The sequence below is a fragment of the Alistipes intestinihominis genome (assembly GCF_040095975.1).
Taxonomy (GTDB): Bacteria; Bacteroidota; Bacteroidia; order Bacteroidales; family Rikenellaceae; genus Alistipes; species Alistipes senegalensis.
Window position 1 is genome coordinate 1 of the sequence record NZ_JBBMFL010000011.1, and the last position, 15761, is coordinate 15761.

At 60.4% G+C, this 15761-nt stretch carries 17 protein-coding genes; 5 read left to right on the forward strand and 12 right to left on the reverse strand.

Annotated elements, in window-relative coordinates; all coding sequences use genetic code 11:
• Window positions 1-272 (forward strand): hypothetical protein (locus WMO46_RS09810; RefSeq protein WP_349094281.1); only part of this gene is annotated, 272 nt, incomplete at its 5' end.
• A gap of 488 nt (window positions 273-760) precedes the next feature.
• Here WMO46_RS09810 and WMO46_RS09815 read toward each other — a convergent pair.
• From WMO46_RS09815 to WMO46_RS09835, 5 genes are all read right to left on the reverse strand, one after another.
• Window positions 761-1240, reverse strand: a complete 480-nt coding sequence (locus WMO46_RS09815) for a dihydrofolate reductase (protein ID WP_129650636.1) — start codon at window positions 1238-1240, stop codon at window positions 761-763.
• A gap of 5 nt (window positions 1241-1245) precedes the next feature.
• Complete coding sequence (gene thyA / locus WMO46_RS09820) at window positions 1246-2139, reverse strand: thymidylate synthase (protein WP_349094282.1); 894 nt, start codon at window positions 2137-2139, stop codon at window positions 1246-1248.
• On the reverse strand, window positions 2136-2897 hold the full coding sequence (locus tag WMO46_RS09825) for a UDP-2,3-diacylglucosamine diphosphatase (protein WP_019149473.1): 762 nt from the start codon (window positions 2895-2897) through the stop codon (window positions 2136-2138). Before WMO46_RS09825 ends, thyA begins: the two co-directional genes overlap by 4 nt.
• Window positions 2897-4039 (reverse strand): TlpA disulfide reductase family protein, encoded by a 1143-nt coding sequence (locus WMO46_RS09830; protein ID WP_349094283.1) that lies wholly within the window; start codon window positions 4037-4039, stop codon window positions 2897-2899. Before WMO46_RS09830 ends, WMO46_RS09825 begins: the two co-directional genes overlap by 1 nt.
• Before the next feature lie 194 nt (window positions 4040-4233).
• On the reverse strand, window positions 4234-4932 hold the full coding sequence (locus tag WMO46_RS09835) for a DUF4290 domain-containing protein (protein ID WP_026076277.1): 699 nt from the start codon (window positions 4930-4932) through the stop codon (window positions 4234-4236).
• A 255-nt stretch (window positions 4933-5187) separates the two neighbouring features.
• Between WMO46_RS09835 and WMO46_RS09840 the strand changes: the two genes are divergently transcribed.
• Window positions 5188-6327: a sigma-54-dependent transcriptional regulator gene (locus WMO46_RS09840; protein ID WP_026076276.1), complete on the forward strand. Its 1140-nt coding sequence runs from the start codon at window positions 5188-5190 to the stop codon at window positions 6325-6327.
• Window positions 6328-6561: 234 nt separating this feature from the next.
• Here the strand turns inward: WMO46_RS09840 and WMO46_RS09845 are convergent, their stop codons facing one another.
• Window positions 6562-7212: an HAD family hydrolase gene (locus WMO46_RS09845; RefSeq protein ID WP_349094284.1), complete on the reverse strand. Its 651-nt coding sequence runs from the start codon at window positions 7210-7212 to the stop codon at window positions 6562-6564.
• Window positions 7209-8648: a Na+/H+ antiporter NhaC family protein gene (locus WMO46_RS09850; protein ID WP_129650641.1), complete on the reverse strand. Its 1440-nt coding sequence runs from the start codon at window positions 8646-8648 to the stop codon at window positions 7209-7211. Before WMO46_RS09850 ends, WMO46_RS09845 begins: the two co-directional genes overlap by 4 nt.
• 236 nt (window positions 8649-8884) lie before the next feature.
• On the opposite strand from WMO46_RS09850, the gene WMO46_RS09855 reads away from it, so the two are divergent.
• The 3 genes from WMO46_RS09855 to WMO46_RS09865 are packed head-to-tail and all read left to right on the forward strand — an operon-like array spanning window position 8885 to window position 11830.
• On the forward strand, window positions 8885-9115 hold the full coding sequence (locus WMO46_RS09855; RefSeq protein WP_302588421.1) for a DUF4492 domain-containing protein: 231 nt from the start codon (window positions 8885-8887) through the stop codon (window positions 9113-9115).
• A 9-nt stretch (window positions 9116-9124) separates the two neighbouring features.
• Complete coding sequence (locus tag WMO46_RS09860) at window positions 9125-10684, forward strand: cytochrome ubiquinol oxidase subunit I (protein WP_195497461.1); 1560 nt, start codon at window positions 9125-9127, stop codon at window positions 10682-10684.
• Window positions 10685-10687: 3 nt separating this feature from the next.
• Window positions 10688-11830 carry a cytochrome d ubiquinol oxidase subunit II gene (locus tag WMO46_RS09865; RefSeq protein ID WP_302588420.1) on the forward strand — a complete coding sequence of 381 codons (1143 nt, stop codon included), beginning with the start codon at window positions 10688-10690 and terminating at the stop codon, window positions 11828-11830.
• A 55-nt stretch (window positions 11831-11885) separates the two neighbouring features.
• Here WMO46_RS09865 and WMO46_RS09870 read toward each other — a convergent pair whose 3' ends face one another.
• The 5 genes from WMO46_RS09870 to WMO46_RS09890 all read right to left on the reverse strand — a co-directional run bounded on the left by WMO46_RS09870 (window position 11886) and on the right by WMO46_RS09890 (window position 15655).
• Window positions 11886-12758: an enoyl-ACP reductase FabI gene (locus WMO46_RS09870; RefSeq protein WP_129650644.1), complete on the reverse strand. Its 873-nt coding sequence runs from the start codon at window positions 12756-12758 to the stop codon at window positions 11886-11888.
• A 300-nt stretch (window positions 12759-13058) separates the two neighbouring features.
• Entirely contained in the window at window positions 13059-13514 is a 456-nt protein-coding gene (locus WMO46_RS09875) for a hypothetical protein (protein ID WP_129650645.1), read from the reverse strand.
• Window positions 13515-13613: 99 nt separating this feature from the next.
• Window positions 13614-14234, reverse strand: a complete 621-nt coding sequence (locus WMO46_RS09880) for a DUF975 family protein (RefSeq protein ID WP_044118565.1) — start codon at window positions 14232-14234, stop codon at window positions 13614-13616.
• Between the two features lie 21 nt (window positions 14235-14255).
• Window positions 14256-14387, reverse strand: coding sequence for a hypothetical protein (locus WMO46_RS09885; protein WP_019149433.1), 132 nt, complete (start codon window positions 14385-14387; stop codon window positions 14256-14258).
• 29 nt (window positions 14388-14416) lie between these two features.
• The gene (locus tag WMO46_RS09890; protein WP_129650647.1) at window positions 14417-15655 is read right to left on the reverse strand and encodes an RNA-directed DNA polymerase; all 1239 of its coding nucleotides are present in this window, start codon (window positions 15653-15655) and stop codon (window positions 14417-14419) included.
• Window positions 15656-15761 lie beyond the last annotated feature (106 nt).

Genomic DNA, 15761 nt, shown 5'->3' on the forward strand with positions numbered 1-15761 from the left:
ATGAAGAATTCAAACTCCCGCACCCAATTCGCCCGATGTCCGGTTCTGCGTTCCGTACGGGCACAAAAAAAGCACGGAACGCAGGTACAACTCCGCTCACCGGCCTTCCGAGCCTTCAAATGGTAGCTGCCCTTACGCCCGTGCATGCCACCTGCACCGAAATGCAGGGGCAAAACACAGGTTTCAGACAAATTTTACACCATTTGAAAACCTATTACGGATGTAATAGTCGGAAGTTTGTGAACGGCATAAAGGTTGTCCTAACCTTATGAATATGTTACGGCTATGGCGCCGCTTTCATCCGCAAAGGTAACATAACTTTTTCAATTTTAAGTTATGCGACCCGCCGGAAAATGAAAGTTACGGAACGCAGACCCCGCTAATGAAGGAAAGGTTCTGGAAAACCCATAGCCCATTAAGCACAAATAAGGCCCACGTCCGTAACGTAGGAATCACACCCAATCTTACGCCGGACATGGACCGACGTTCGTGGGACAAACTTGTGCTTTGCCGGGCTATTAAAAATTTTCCAGATTTTTCCTATCGGCAAAGTTCACGAATCCGTCTTCCGACGAATCGCTTGTTTCAAAGATAATATAAAAAATCCAAATCCACAACAATTTGCGGACATTTTTTGCGCCGAATGATTTTCCTGCATCCCGTTCCGGCCTGAACATAAAAAAGCACGGAACGCAGGTACAGCCCCGACGGTCGGCCTTGCGAGCCTTAGTCTGGTAAACTGCCCTTACGCCCGCGCCGTTCAACGCCGTTCGTAAAGCTCGAAGACGAAAGGCCAAGGGTAATCCTTCCCGCAGGGGAACGATTCGGACGACACCGCCCGCCACTCGCTCTCGTCCCACGCCGGAAAGCGCGTGTCGCCCTCGTAGGAGTGCCGCACGCGCGTGAGGTAGAAGCGGTCGGCCAACGGCAGGGCCTCGGCGTAGATCTGCGCCCCGCCGATCACGAACACCTCCTCGTCCTCCGGAAACAACCGCACGGCCTCCTCCAGCGAATGCACGACCGTGCAGCCGGGAATCTCGATATTCTGGCGCGTGATGACGACATTGGTGCGGTTGGGCAGCGGCCGCCCGAGCGACTCGAAGGTCTTGCGGCCCATGACGACGGGATGGCCCGTCGTGACGGCCTTGAAATGTTTCAGGTCTTCGGAAATATGCCACAGCAGGGCATTCTTGTCGCCGATAACGCCGTTCTCGGCAACGGCAACGATAATTGAGATCATAGGGTTCAGAATGACATCGGGGCTTTGATCGCCGGCCACGGATCGTAGCCTTCGAGCGTGAAATCTTCGTAGCGGAAATCGAAAACCGACTTCACGGCGGGGTTCAGCCGCAGGCGCGGCAGCGGACGCGGTTCGCGCGCAAGCTGTTCATCCGCCTGCCCCAGGTGGTTCAGGTAGAGGTGCGCGTCGCCCAGCGTATGAACGAACTCGCCGGGTTCGAGCCCGCACACCTGCGCCATCATCTGCGTCAGCAGAGCGTAGGAGGCGATGTTGAACGGCACCCCCAGAAACGTGTCGGCGCTGCGCTGGTACAACTGGCACGAAAGCCGCCCTTCGGCCACGTAGAACTGGAACAGCACGTGGCACGGCGGCAGGGCCATCGCTTCGACCTCCGCGACGTTCCACGCCGAGACGAGGATGCGCCGCGACTCGGGGTTCGTGCGGATCAGTTCGACCGCCTGCGCGATCTGATCGACGGCGCCCCCGTCGGGCCGGGGCCACGAACGCCACTGATAGCCGTAAACGTGGTTCAGATCGCCGAAGCGGTAACCCTCGATCGGCGACTCCACGCCCGCCGCCGCGAGGAAAGTCTCCCGATCGACGGGCAGCACGCCGTGACGCACGCACAATTCGTTATAGTAGCGGTAGGCGTCGTTGTCCCAGATATGGACCCCGTTTTCGACGAGGTATTTGATATTGGTGTCCCCGCGCAGGAACCACAGCAGTTCGTGGATCACCCCTTTCAGAAAGACCTTCTTGGTCGTCAGCAGGGGGAAACCCTCCGCCAGGTCGAAACGCATCTGATGGCCGAAGACCCCTTTGGTCCCGGTCCCCGTGCGGTCGCCCCGCACGACGCCTTCCGCCTTGATCCGGCGCAGCAAATCGAGGTATTGTTTCATGATTCAAGGGTCATTTCGCCCGCCGCGTCCAGCACGGCACAGGCGGGATTCTTCTCCCAGCAGCCGAGATTCACCACGTGCAGACGCCCTTCGCGGTAGTCGCGCGGGAAGTGCATGTGTCCGAAAACGAAATGGTCGATGTCGTGGGTCGCGGCGTATTGGCGGGCATAGTCGATCAGCGGCTCGGTGAGCGAAGCGTCGAAACCGCCCCCGCGGCCGGTCCGCACGGCCTCCTCGTCGGCGGCGTTGTGCCGCTTGCGCGATTTGCCGCTCCACCAATGGCCGAACTTCATCGCCAGGTCGGGATGCACGCCCCATGAAAAGAGCCATTTCAGCGTCCGCGACCGGAATATCCGGTTCAGGAGTTTCAGCATCGGCTGTCCGTCGATATTCATGTTGTCGCCGTGGGCGATGAAGACTTTTTTGCCCGCGAGGGTCATCACCTGCGGAGAGGTGCAGACCTCCATCCCGCACTCACGCGTGAGGTAGTCGCCGACCCACATGTCGTGGTTGCCCGTGAAGAAGACCACCCGCACGCCCCGGTCCGTCAGCTCGGCCAGTTTCCCCAGCGTGCGCACGAAGCCCTTGGGCACCACACGGCGGTATTCGAACCAGAAATCGAAAATGTCGCCGACCAGAAATATCGCTTCCGCATCGCCGGAGACCTTGTCGAGCCACGCCACGAAGCGTCGTTCGACCGCCCGTGCGGAATGCTCGTCACCCGCCCCCAGATGTATGTCGGATGCGAAATAATACATTACTTCGTCAGTTCGTCCAGTTTCTCTTCGAGGCTCTTGCCGTAGATGTCCCGGGCGACGATCGAACCCTCCTTGTCGATCAGGAAGTTGGCGGGCAGTTTCTGCACGTTGTAGAGTCCCAGCGCCGAGGAGCCGCGCCCGCGCAGGTCACTCACCGAGATCCACGGCAGCTGCTGTTCCTGCACGGCGTTGATCCACAGCGGCTTCGACGTGTCGATCGCCACCTGGTAGACCTCGAAGCCCACGGGAGCGTCTTCGTATTTCTTATAGAGTTCTTTCAGATCGGCGTTCAGCGCATTGCTCGATCCCAGCTCCGCGGACCAGAAATCCAGCAGCACGACCTTGCCCGTGAGCGACGAAAGGCGGATCTTCTTGCCGTAGATGTCCGTCATTTCGAGGTCAGGATACCCCGCTTCGGAGATCTGCGACGTCAGGCTGATGCGCGCATCCATGCGGGCGATCTCGGCCGTCAGCGACTGGAGGTAGGGCGAATCGGGATAGCTCTTTTCGAGGGCTTCGGCCACGGTGCGGAAATAGACCACGTCGCTGTCGCCGTTGAACAGATAGCGGTCCCCCGGAAGACGCTGGTAGAGGGCGTAGACCGCCGCCAGCGAAGACTTGTTCTCGATGATGAACCGCAGCTGCTCGCGGCGGATGCGGTAGTACTCGGCCGTGTACACCTCGACCAGCGACTTGCGCTCCTCCTCCGTGAGGCCGGGCTTGGCGAACTGTGCGGCGATGTTGTCCAGCCGCTGGGCCCCCGTGACGAAATCCTGATAGAACTGGCGCAGCAGCTCCGATTCGGCGGAGCCTTCGACCGTGTAGTTGCGCACGACGCTGCCCACCGAACCGACCGTCACACGGTCGCCCCCGGCGATGAGCAGCGGAATCCGCTCGCCGTTGTAGATGATGTTATACAGGGAGGGCGTCTTGGGCACGCCTTTGAGTTCGAAACGGTAGCTGCCGTCGCCGGCGAGCACGGCCGAGTCGATGACCGCCTGCGTCAGGGGCGAGGCATCTTCCAGATAGACATTTTTCGCATCGCTGCCGACGAAGCGGCCCGAAATCTTCACTTTCGACGACTGGCAGCCACACACCAGAACGGCCGCCGAGAGCGTCACGAAAAGCGTTTGCTTGTTCATTTACGATCGTTTTCGCTGTTATTAATACACAAAGATAGCAAAAAACCCGATGGTTCCAAACCGTGCGGCTTTGTAAAACGTCCCAACTCCTAAAAGGGTCGTTACGACACCAAAGATAGCAAAACCCGGTGGTTCCAAACCGTGCGGCTTTGCAAAACATCCCGGCCCCTAAAAGGGCCGGTGCGGCCCCGCCCCTACTTCGGCGAATTTCGGTGGGCACCGTTGTTCTTCGTAAAATTCCGGTGTTGCTGCTGGCCGCGGTTTTTCTGCTGCTGCCGCTGCTGATGAGGCGGACGGTGCTGCTGGGCGCCCTTCTGGGGACGTGCTGAAAAGGGCTGTTTATAGTCGCTTCGGAGATTATTTAAGGCAACTTCATCGATTTGGATCGTCCCTCCGGACATGCGTTTGATGTCTTTTACGATCACTTCGTTGTTCGGATGCTCCTGGTTGTATTCGTAGCTTTTGGTACGCATGTAACGGGCCAGATTATCCACCGTCCGGGCCACCGTCTGGGGGTTGCGCTCGTCAGCCAGACCGCGGATCATCCGCTCGACATATTTGCCGTAATGCTTGTAGGCGATCCGCCCCTGCGAATAGGGCATGCGATGGGGCGCGACGGTCAGTTCCTGACGCGACGGCTGCGGATAGGGAGAATCCACATCCAACTGAAAATCAGACATGATGAAGAGGTGGTCCCACAGTTTGTGGGTGAAGTCTGCCGTATCGCGCAGCAGGGGGTTCAGATTGCCCATGACGGCGATCACGGCGCGGGCCTGACGGTTGCGTTCGCGGCGGTCCTCGATCGCCAGCAGCGAGTCGATCATCTCCTGGATGTGACGCCCGTATTCGGGCAGGTACAACTTGCGTCGCGTGTAATTATAGTTCTTTCTCATAAATTGTATTTACGGTCTTTCCCGTTGCTCCGATTCGTCCGCCGGACCCTCCGGCAGGGCCTTCGCAATAGACCTGTTCAAGATGTTTTTCAAGACCTTCCGCTCCGTCGGGCGAGACCCCCCGGGATTGGTTTTACACCGCAGAAAGCCCTAACTTTGGGACAGAGGCAGCGCAAACCGAACGTCCGGGATACCGCCTGTCCAAGCCGAAGATCGACTTCGCAAAAGTAGGTAAAATTTCAGGAAAAACAAGCTATGGCAAAGGTTTTAATTTTGGATCAATCAAAAAGCGTGCGAAACATTTTGCGCGAGCGGTTGGAATATGAAGGATTTTCGGCGGAAGCCGTTGAGGACGAGGCGGCAGCCACGGATATATGCGGGAAGGTTCCGTTCGACCTGATCATTTCGGACACCGGATGCAAGGTCCCCGATGCCGGCATTCCGTTCATAGCCCTTTCGACCGACGCCTCGATCGACTCGGCGGTGAAGGCCGTGCGCAGCGGAGCGCAGGACTTCCTGACCAAGCCGATCGACATGAACCGGCTGCTGCAATCCATCCACCGCACCATCGCAAATCCCGCGACCGCACCCCCGGCCGCCGCCGCGGCTCCCGTCGTGCGCCGCAGCCGCCGCGCGCATCCCGCGCAGGCGGAAAACATCATCGGCATCTCACCCGAGATCGAGCACGTCCGCCAGCTGATCGACAAGGTGGCCCCGTGCGAGGCCCGGGTGCTCATCACCGGCGAGAACGGCACGGGCAAGGAGCTGGTGGCCCGCTGGCTCCACGCCAAGAGCGCGCGCTCCGCGGCGCCGTTCGTCGAGGTCAACTGCGCGGCCATCCCCTCGGAACTGATCGAAAGCGAACTTTTCGGCCACGAACGGGGTGCATTCACCTCGGCCATCAAACAGCGCAAGGGCAAGTTCGAGCAGGCCGACGGCGGCACGCTCTTCATGGACGAGATCGGCGACATGTCGCTGGCGGCGCAGGCCAAGGTGCTGCGGGCGCTGCAAGAGAGCCGTATCAGCCGCGTGGGCAGCGACAAGGACATCGAGGTGGACGTGCGGGTGATCGCCGCCACGAACAAGGATCTGCGCGAAGAGATCAGAAAGGGCAATTTCCGCGAAGACCTCTACCACCGCATCGGCGTGATCGTCGTGCGGGTCCCGGCGCTCCGGGAGCACGCCGAGGACATCCCGACGCTGGTGGACCATTTCATCCGCACCATCTCGGCCGAATACGGCACACGGCCCAAAGCCATCGACCCCGATGCCCTGGCGGTGCTGCGGCAGATGCCGTGGACGGGCAACATCCGCGAACTGCGCAACGTCGTCGAGCGGCTCATCATCCTCTCCGAAGACCGCATCACGGCCCGCGACGTGAAAGAGTATTGTTAGGGGCGAAACGACAGGTGCTTGTCATTGCGAAGCCCGCCGGCGTAAGATGCCGGCGGGCTTCGTCATTCCGCATGAACGAGGTGAGCGCGGGAATCCGGTGAATACGTTGTAAGGTTCCGGGCTTCGACCGGATTGCCGCGGCATCTGCGAAGCCTCGCAATGACGGACGGCGGAAGCGCCCCCCGGGCCAGAAACCAAATGGCAGGCCGTCACCCCCTAAATAAGCGGGCAAAACTACAACAGCGCCAGCAGTTCTTCCGGTTTGTCAACCAGCTGCCGGGCCCCGGCGGCGAGGAGCTCCTCCCGGTCGCGGAATCCCCACGTCACGCCCGCCGAACGAACGCCCGCGGCAGCCGCGGTCTCGATGTCCACGCCCGAATCGCCGACGTAGAGCACATGCTCCCTCGCCACGCCCGTCAGCGCCAAAATCGCCTCCACGACCGCCGGCGAGGGTTTCAGAGGCACGTCGGGACGCTGGCCGAAGACCGCCGCGAACTCCACCCCGGGGAAGAACAGCCGCACGAGCTTCTCGGTCCCGGCCTGGAACTTGTTCGACGCCACGGCCAGCCGCACGCCCCGGCGTACGAGCTCGGCGACGAGGTCGGGAATCCCCTCGTAAGGCCGGGTGTAGGTGTCGATATGTTCGGTGTAGTATTTCACGAAATCGGCACGCACGAGCGCCACGTTCCCGGGCGTCCGCAGCGGCTCGGGCAGGGCCCGTTCGACGAGCCGCATGATGCCGTTGCCGACGAAATGACAGTACTCCTCGTAGGAGTGCTGGGGAAGCCCCCGCAGGACCAGCACGGCGTTGCAGGCCACGGCCAGGTCGCCGATGGTATCGAGCAGCGTGCCGTCGAGGTCGAAGATGACGAGTTCGGTTTTCATGGTTTCCGTTTTATTTTCCAGCCGACAGCCGCCACGAACAGCGACATCAGCGGCGAGACGATATTGAAGATGCAGTAAGGCATGTAGACGAAGGTCGAGACGCCGAGCACCGTGGCCTGCGTCATGCCGCACGAGTTCCACGGGATCAGCACCGAGCAGACCGTGGCGGAATCCTCCACCGAGCGGCTCAGCAGCCGTTCTTCCAACCCCCGGTCGGCATACAGATCCTTGAAAAGGCGTCCCGAAAGGATAATCGAAATATACTGGTCGGCGGTGCAGAGGTTGAAGAAGATGCCCGCGCCGACGGTCGAGGCCACGGCCGAAAAGGTCCTGCGCACCCACCGCAGGAAGATCGCCGTCAGCGACCGCAGCATGCCGCTGCCGGTCATCACCCCGCCGAAGCACATGGCGCAGATGATCAGCCACACGGTGTTGAGCATGCCGGCCATACCCCGCGTGGCGACCAGTTCGTCGAGCTGGGGCGTTCCCGTGGGGATGGCCGTGGGGCCGAAGCAGGTCATCAGCACCCCTTTGAATCCCGACATGAAATCCAGCTCCGCGACGCCCGCCACCCGGGCCACCGTTTCGGGCTGGGCCAGGAGCATCGCCGCGCAGGCGAAGACCGCGGCACAGAAGAGCGTCACGATGGCCGGAAGTCTCCGGGCGATAAGTATTCCCGTGGCCAGCGGCACCACGAGGAGCCACGGCGTGATGCGGAACGTCGCGGCCAGCGTCGCGGCGTACATTTCGGCGTGGGTCGAGGCGCCGTGTTCGAGCGAGAGCCCCGCGACGGTGAAGACCCCGAGGGCGACGAGCATCGACGGCACGGTGGTGTAGAGCATGTAGCGGATGTGGGTGAAGACCGGGACGCCGACGGTCGAGGAGGCCAGCACCGTAGTGTCGGAGAGCAGCGAGAGCTTGTCGCCGAAATAGGCCCCCGAGATGATGGCCCCGGCGATCCACCCTTCGGGAAATCCCATCGCCTGCCCGATGCCCATCAGCGCGACGCCGATGGTGGCGATGGTGGTCCACGAACTGCCGGTCATCAGCGACACCACGGCGCAGATCACGCACGAGGAGACGAGGAAGAACGACGGGTGGAGGATCTGCAACCCGTAGTAAATCATCGTCGGGACCACGCCCGAGACCATCCACGTTCCGGCGATGGCGCCGATGAGCAGCAGAATGACGATGGCCGAGGCCGAAGCGCGGATGTTGTCGATGATGGCCTCTTCGAGCACGGCCCAGCGGCAGCGGTAGATGCCGATGGAGAGCATCACGCAGACCGACGTGGCCGACAGCAGGGCGATCTGGCTGCCGCCGTCGATGGCACCGCCCCCGAAGGCGCGGATCACCACATATAACAACAGCGTCAGCACCGCCAGCGGGATGGCCGACACCCACGGCGACGGCAGTTTTTCGGTATTTCGCTTCATCGGTTGACTTTTACGGGGGACAAAAGTACGAAATTCTTTGTACTTTTTGCGGCCAAAAAGTACCAAAAACTCTCCGCATGTCGTTCGCCCGGAATGACGCCCGCCGAAAAGGCGGGGTTACTCCTTTCGGTCACAAAAATGCAAAGAACCCGTGCTATGAAAGTATTTTTCCATATTCGGTTTTCATATTTCCGTTTTTCTGTTTAACTTTGATAAATCGCAACGGCGCAAACAAAATGAACGCACTCCGCAAAGTGATCCGTTTCTATGTCGAAGGATTCCACGAAATGACCGTGGGACGCACCCTGTGGGCCGTCATCCTCGTGAAACTCTTCATCATGTTCGCCGTGCTGAAGGTCTTCTTCTTCCCCGACCCGCTCGCCGGCAAGAGCCCCGCGGAGAAGGCCGACTGCCTGTTGGAAAACCTTGCGCCCCCGATCCCGGGAGCGGAATCCTCAACCCAATAACACCCCGTTATGCTATCCGACTACCTATCAACCGTCGATTGGTCGCGTGCGCAATTCGCCATGACGGCCATCTACCACTGGCTGTTCGTCCCGCTGACGCTCGGACTGGGATTCCTGATCGCCGTCATGGAAACCCTCTACGTCCGCACGAAGGACGAATTCTGGCTCCGGACCACCAAATTCTGGATGCGCCTCTTCGGCATCAATTTCGCCATCGGCGTCGCCACGGGGCTGATCCTCGAATTCGAGTTCGGCACCAACTGGTCCAACTATTCGCACTTCGTGGGCGACATCTTCGGCGCCCCGCTGGCCATCGAAGGCATCTTCGCCTTCTTCCTCGAATCGACCTTCATCGCCGTGATGTTCTTCGGCTGGCGCAAGGTTTCGAGCGGCTTCCACCTCGCGGCCACGTGGCTCACGGCCATCGGGGCCAACCTCTCGGCCTGGTGGATTCTTGTGGCCAACGCATGGATGCAGCACCCCGTGGGATGCGATTTCAACCTCGAAACCGTGCGCAACGAGATGACCTCGTTCTCGGCCGTGGCGCTGTCGCCCGTGGCCGTCAACAAGTTCTTCCACACCGTCACCTCGTCGTTCGTGCTCGCGGCGCTGTTCGTCGTGGGCGTCTCGGCATGGTACCTGCTGCGCCGGCGCGAACAGCAGATGGCCCGCAAGAGCATCGCCATCGCCTCGGCTTTCGGATTCGTCTTCGCCCTGATCACGGCCTTCACGGGCGACCGTTCGGGAGCCATCGTAGCCCGCGTGCAGCCCATGAAGCTGGCCGCGATGGAGGCCCTCTACGAAGGGCAGGAGGGTGCGCCGCTCACCGCCGTGGGCATACTGCGGCCCAACGGCCCGGTCAACGGCGAAACCTTCCGGTTCCAGATCGGCATCCCGAAAATGCTCTCGCTGATGAGCTTCCGCGACGCCGACGCCTTCGTGCCGGGCATCTACGACCTGGTCTACGGCAACGAGGAGCGCGGCATCATGTCCGCCGCCGAGAAGATCGAGCGCGGACGCACGGCCGTGGACGAACTGGGCCGCTACCGTGCCGCGCGCGAGGCGGGCGACACGGCGGCCATTCAGGTCATCCAGAGCAAATTCGACCGTTCGACCCCCGAGGGCGAAGCGTTCCTGCGCGACCACTTCGCCTACTTCGGCTACGGGTATCTCGACCGTCCCGAGCAAATCGTGCCCAACGTGCCGCTGCTGTTCTACTCGTTCCGCGTGATGGTCGGCGCGGGCTGCTTCTTCATCCTGCTGCTGGGCGTCGTCTGGTGGCTCAACCGCAAAGACCGCCTCGCCGACAAACGCTGGCTGCTGTGGGTGGCCGTGTGGACCGTCCCGCTGGCCTACCTCGCCTCGCAGGCCGGATGGATCGTGGCCGAGGTCGGACGCCAGCCGTGGGCCATTCAGGACCTGATGCCCGTGGGCGTCGCGGCCTCGAAGATCCCCAGCGGATCGGTCTCCGTGACCTTTTTCCTCTTCCTGGCGCTCTTCACCGCGCTGCTCGTCGCCGAACTGAGCATCATGTTCCGGCAGATCAAAATAGGACCTAAAAACGACTAAATCATGGATACCTTGACTTTTCTTCAGCACTACTGGTGGTTCATCATTTCGCTTTTGGGGGCCCTGCTGGTCTTCCTGATGTTCGTGCAGGGTGGACAGGCGCTGCTGTACGACATAGGCCGCACGGAGGAGGAGCGCAACATGCTCGTCAACTCGCTGGGCCGCAAGTGGGAATTCACCTTCACGACGCTCGTCACGTTCGGCGGCGCGTTCTTCGCCTCGTTCCCGCTCTTTTACTCCACGTCGTTCGGCGGGGCGTTCTACGTCTGGATGGCCATTCTCTTCTGCTTCGTGCTGCAAGCCGTGGCCTACGAATACCGCCGCAAACCCGCCAACGTCTTCGGCGAGCGGACTTTCAACGCCTTTCTGCTGATTAACGGCGTTCTGGGGCCGCTGCTGATCGGCACCGCCGTGGGGACCTTCTTCACGGGGGCGGAATTCACGGTCGATCGCCTCAACCTCGCCAATCAGGGCGGCGCGGCGGTCATCTCGCAATGGGCAACGCCGTGGCACGGACTCGAAGCCGTCGCCGAGTGGCGCAACGTCCTGCTGGGTGCGGCGGTCGCCCTGCTGGCCATGACCCTCGCGTGCCAGTATTTCATGAACAACATCGACGACGAGACGATCCTCCGCCGCGCGCAGAGCCGCATGCGGCTGTTCGGGGTGCTGTTCGTCGTCTGCTTCGTGGCGTGGCTCCTGGCCCTCCTCCTCGCCGACGGACGGGCCACCGATGCCGCGGGCACGATCTCGGTCGAGCCTTACAAATACCTCCGCAACCTGCTCGAAATGCCTTACGTCACGGTCGTACTGCTCCTCGGCGTGGTTTCGGTGCTGTGGAGCATCCGGCTCGGATGGTGCGACAGCCGCCGTGCGGTGTGGTTCGGAGGCGCCGGCACGGTCCTCACGGTGCTGTCGCTGCTCCTGCTGGCCGGGTGGAACGGCACGGCCTACTACCCCTCGCTGACGGACATGCAGTCGTCGCTGACGATCACGAACTCCTCGTCGAGCCTCTTCACGCTCAGGACGATGGCGTGGGTGTCGCTCTTCGTGCCGTTCGTGGCGGCCTACATCTGGTACGCCTGGCGGGCCATGAACCGCCGCCCGATCACCCGCGAGGAGATCCGTGGCGACGACCACCAATACTGAAACGAAAGAGCGGAGGCTTCGGCCTCCGCTCCTCTTTTTCCGGGCGATTCCGGAACTATTTCTCCTCCGGTTTGCCGAACGGATACTGATTCTGATGCACGTCGTCGAAACGCATTCCGTTCTCGTAGGTCTTCATCGCGCGGCGGCTCATGCCCATCGACGAGAATCCGCCGTCGTGGTAGAGGTTCTGCATCGTCACCTTGCGCGTGAGGTCCGAGAAGAGCGTCAGCACGTAATCGGCGCAGTCCTCGGCCGAGGCGTTGCCCAGCGGAGCCATGCTGTCGGCGAACGACATCAGGTCGCCCAGCCCCAGCACGCCGCTTCCCGCGGTGGTCGGCGTCGGCGACTGCGACACGGTGTTGACCCGCACGTGCTTCTCACGGCCGTAGATGTAGCCGAAACTGCGGGCGATGGACTCCAGCAGCGCCTTGGCGTCGGCCATGTCGTTGTAGCCGTAGAGCGTGCGCTGGGCCGCGATGTACGAAAGCGCCACGATCGAACCCCAGTCGTTGATGGCGTCCTTCTTGCGGGCCACCTGAATGACCTTGTGGAACGAAATGGCCGAAATGTCGAGCGTCTTGGAGAGGAAATCGTAATCCAGATCGTCGTAGGTGCGGCCCTTGCGGACGTTGGGCGACATGCCAATCGAGTGGAGCATGAAGTCGAACTTGCCGCCGAAATGCTTCATCGTCTTGTCGATGAGGTTTTCGAGGTCCGCGACGCTCGTGGCGTCGGCCGGAACGACGATCGTGTTGCACTTCTCGGCCAGCTTCGAGATGGTTCCCATGCGGATAGATACGGCAGTATTGGTGAGGACGATCTCGGCCCCCTCCTCCACGGCGCGCTCCGCCACCTTCCAGGCAATGGATTGCTCGTTCAGAGCTCCGAAAATAAGTCCCTTCTTTCCTTTCAGTAAATTGTATGCCATCGTAATTCAGATTAAAAATTCGGGCAAATATAACAATTTTTTTTCATTCGGACGACCGCCCGTCCTCCCTGCACCCTGCAAAGGCCCTGCCGCCGACAAACAGACCATCACCGTCACGACGCATCCCTCAAGCGATCTGCACGATACTTTCAAAGGGCTCGCCAGGCGTCTATCTGTCGCATGACCGGAAATCGAAAAAGCTCGAAAATACACTCTCGGCAAGGGGGGGGGCAAACACGCACACTTTCCCACTCCCGCGACAGGGGGTTGCGCTCCGGGACGACAGAGGAGCGCAAACGATCACTCCTCTTTCACAAAACGGCCCTCCGAATCGAAATACACGATGCGGTCGTCCACTCCGAAAAGCTCGGCCCGATACCCCTTGTCCTGCGGCAGGAAAGCGCAGAGAAAATGGTTCGGATAGCGCTCCCGGAGATAGGTCATCGAGGTCCCGGGAAGCAGATCCACGAACTCCCGGGGAATCTGACGCACATGGTAGCGGAAGCCGCCCAACATCCCGTCCGCCGAAAGCAGCAGGTAACCGCCGTTCTCGTTGACCGCGTAATAGAACCGCTTGTCCCAACGGTAACTGAACCTGTTCAGGCTGGGGAAATGCTGCAACACGAACCGACGAACCGGATCGGGCAGCTGCTTCGCCTCGATGATGCGGCCCGGAAGTTTCTCGGAGAACCTCCCGGCGCCTAAGGTGAATCCGCCGGCCAACAGCAGCAAGGCCAGCAGAAAACGAATGGTCATCTCTCTCATCGCAAAGATTTCTATTTTATATGTTTATGATTCCGGACAGCCGCTCCGCCGGCGAACCGTCGTCCGCCGCGGCACAAACCGGCCGCCCTTTCATCCGAGACAGCACGCCCTATACCCCCGCACCCGGTTGTAAAACTCGGCCATCGCCGTGCAGAAATAGGGCACGAGCCACAGAATGCCCGCCACGGAGATCACGGCCAGAATCGTCCATCCGATGAAACTCATCCAGAGCCGGAAACAGGCCCACTTGTGCCCGCACATCATGGTCCAGCTCTCCTCCATAGCTTCCGCGACCGACATATCCCCGTTGTCCCGGAGGATGAAGAAGGTCATCGAGTATCCCAGCGCCGCGATCAGCCCGGGGATGAAAAACAGGAGCGCCCCCAGCGCAACGATGAGCAGGATCAGGACCCAGGCCATCAGGACCCGGAAATAATCGCGCGGCAATCCGAACGGGGCGAACATGTCGCCCACACGGACGACGCGCCCCGAACTCACATTCAGGAAGAGCCATTGACATCCCGCGAGCAGCACCGGCATTCCGAGCGCAGCGACACCGTATCCGAGGCCCTGCGAGAGCGCATGCAGCCTGACGCAGCCTGCCAGCAGCAGCAGAAATATCAGCATTGCGGCCGCTCCGGTGTTCCACCTTCCGGCGAGACTCATCCGGGCCGATGCCCGTATCGAGCTGGGTCTCAGATCACTATCCATAGCATATCGGTATTCTCCTCGTCACAGCCGGGCACAGAAAATCGCCAGCAGGGCCGCTATCGCCCCCACCAGGGCAAAGAAACAGCCTCCGTATGCCGCCGTTTCCTTCTGTTCGTCGGGTTCTTTGACAAGCGCTTTCTTCGATTGAATCATAATTTGGGTCAGTCTTTCGTTTATCGCATTCAGTCGTCCTGCGTTCCGTCGAATGGTATCCCCTCGGGGATGAATTTCTTTTTCAGCACGGATTTTCCGTATCCGTCCGTAAAGTCGAAGAATTTCCTCAGGGGCGACTTTCCGAATTGCGTCCGGAGCATTCCGTAAGCCTTGAAATGGCAGAAATGCCCGCAGTACGAATTCAGCACGGATCTGATTTCCAGGAGCCTGACATAGGTCAGTTCCCCTCTCCGGCATTCCGCTTCGAGCACTCTGATCTTCCTGCGGAAGCGTTCGACCGACGACTTCGTGGCATAGCGGCGGTAGGGTTTCACATAGGCCCCGAGAAACGCCACTCCGTAGTGATAGGGTTGCAGCACGATCTTGTCGGGATGCAGCGTCAGGTGGAGTTCCGATTGCAGAAACCATTGCAGACATGCCGTCAGACTCTTCAGATAGCGTCTGCTGGCATGCACGACATAGAAATCATCGACATAGCGTCCGTAGTGCCTGCACCTCAGGTTGCGTTTCACGAAGCGGTCCATCTGATCCAGCAGAATGTTGCTGAACAGTTGCGAGGTTATGTCGCCTATCGGCAGCCCCACATTCTCCGGGGCGTGGAACAGGCTCTTCGAGGGCGGGAGTCCGTCCCAGTCCGATTGTTGTCCCAGCACGATGCAGTCGCTCACCGGGTTGCGGAAAAGAATCACCCGTATCAGATAGTCGATCAGCCCTCTGTCGAGCCTGTCGCACCACCTTCTGCCGTTTCCCGACACCTTGCGCCAGTTCGCGTCGAGTTCCCGCATCAGCACTCCGTGGAGCACCCACCGGTCTATGCTCATGAAATAGCCTCTCAGGTCGAGTTTGAGCACATAGGCCGCCTGGGAGTAGTTCCTCGTGCAGCTTCTCAGGTGGTGTTCGAAACGCCGAATCCCCACGAACACCCCCTTGCCCACGCGGCACGAATAGCTGTCGTGAATCATGCGCGCCTCGAACATCGGGGCAATGTAGTTGTACAGCAGTCGGCACACCACCCTGTGTGCGAACGGCGAGGCGAAAATCTCGCGTTTGACGGGCTCCTCCGTGATGAAACAAAACGCCGGTTCCGGTTTGTAGGTCCTGTCCGCTATGCTGTCGCAGAGTTCTATCAGGTTGTGTTCGAAATCGAATTCGAAACTCAGTTGGCTTTTCGTGTTCCGCTTGTGCTTGCGCGTGTCGAAATAGGCACGGAACAAGTCGCCCAGCAGTTCGTCTCTCTCCTTTTCCATTCTCTCGATGCTCTCTTTCTCTCTCTCAGGCAGAAACTGCGAATCCTCGGACACAGCGCACGGGGAAGCCGTAAGCGCGGCTGTTATTATTCTGCGGGTTCACGTT

Coding starts and splice junctions, on each gene's coding strand:
- WMO46_RS09890 (WP_129650647.1), bottom strand. CDS start 15,655: ATGGAAAAGGAGAGAGACGAACTGCTGGGCGACTTGTTCCGTGCCTAT.
- WMO46_RS09840 (WP_026076276.1), top strand. CDS start 5,188: ATGGCAAAGGTTTTAATTTTGGATCAATCAAAAAGCGTGCGAAACATT.
- WMO46_RS09880 (WP_044118565.1), bottom strand. CDS start 14,234: ATGGATAGTGATCTGAGACCCAGCTCGATACGGGCATCGGCCCGGATG.
- WMO46_RS09850 (WP_129650641.1), bottom strand. CDS start 8,648: ATGAAGCGAAATACCGAAAAACTGCCGTCGCCGTGGGTGTCGGCCATC.
- WMO46_RS09865 (WP_302588420.1), top strand. CDS start 10,688: ATGGATACCTTGACTTTTCTTCAGCACTACTGGTGGTTCATCATTTCG.
- WMO46_RS09855 (WP_302588421.1), top strand. CDS start 8,885: ATGAACGCACTCCGCAAAGTGATCCGTTTCTATGTCGAAGGATTCCAC.
- WMO46_RS09835 (WP_026076277.1), bottom strand. CDS start 4,932: ATGAGAAAGAACTATAATTACACGCGACGCAAGTTGTACCTGCCCGAA.
- WMO46_RS09860 (WP_195497461.1), top strand. CDS start 9,125: ATGCTATCCGACTACCTATCAACCGTCGATTGGTCGCGTGCGCAATTC.
- WMO46_RS09885 (WP_019149433.1), bottom strand. CDS start 14,387: ATGATTCAATCGAAGAAAGCGCTTGTCAAAGAACCCGACGAACAGAAG.
- WMO46_RS09870 (WP_129650644.1), bottom strand. CDS start 12,758: ATGGCATACAATTTACTGAAAGGAAAGAAGGGACTTATTTTCGGAGCT.
- WMO46_RS09825 (WP_019149473.1), bottom strand. CDS start 2,897: ATGTATTATTTCGCATCCGACATACATCTGGGGGCGGGTGACGAGCAT.
- WMO46_RS09875 (WP_129650645.1), bottom strand. CDS start 13,514: ATGACCATTCGTTTTCTGCTGGCCTTGCTGCTGTTGGCCGGCGGATTC.
- WMO46_RS09845 (WP_349094284.1), bottom strand. CDS start 7,212: ATGAAAACCGAACTCGTCATCTTCGACCTCGACGGCACGCTGCTCGAT.
- WMO46_RS09830 (WP_349094283.1), bottom strand. CDS start 4,039: ATGAACAAGCAAACGCTTTTCGTGACGCTCTCGGCGGCCGTTCTGGTG.
- WMO46_RS09815 (WP_129650636.1), bottom strand. CDS start 1,240: ATGATCTCAATTATCGTTGCCGTTGCCGAGAACGGCGTTATCGGCGAC.
- thyA (WP_349094282.1), bottom strand. CDS start 2,139: ATGAAACAATACCTCGATTTGCTGCGCCGGATCAAGGCGGAAGGCGTC.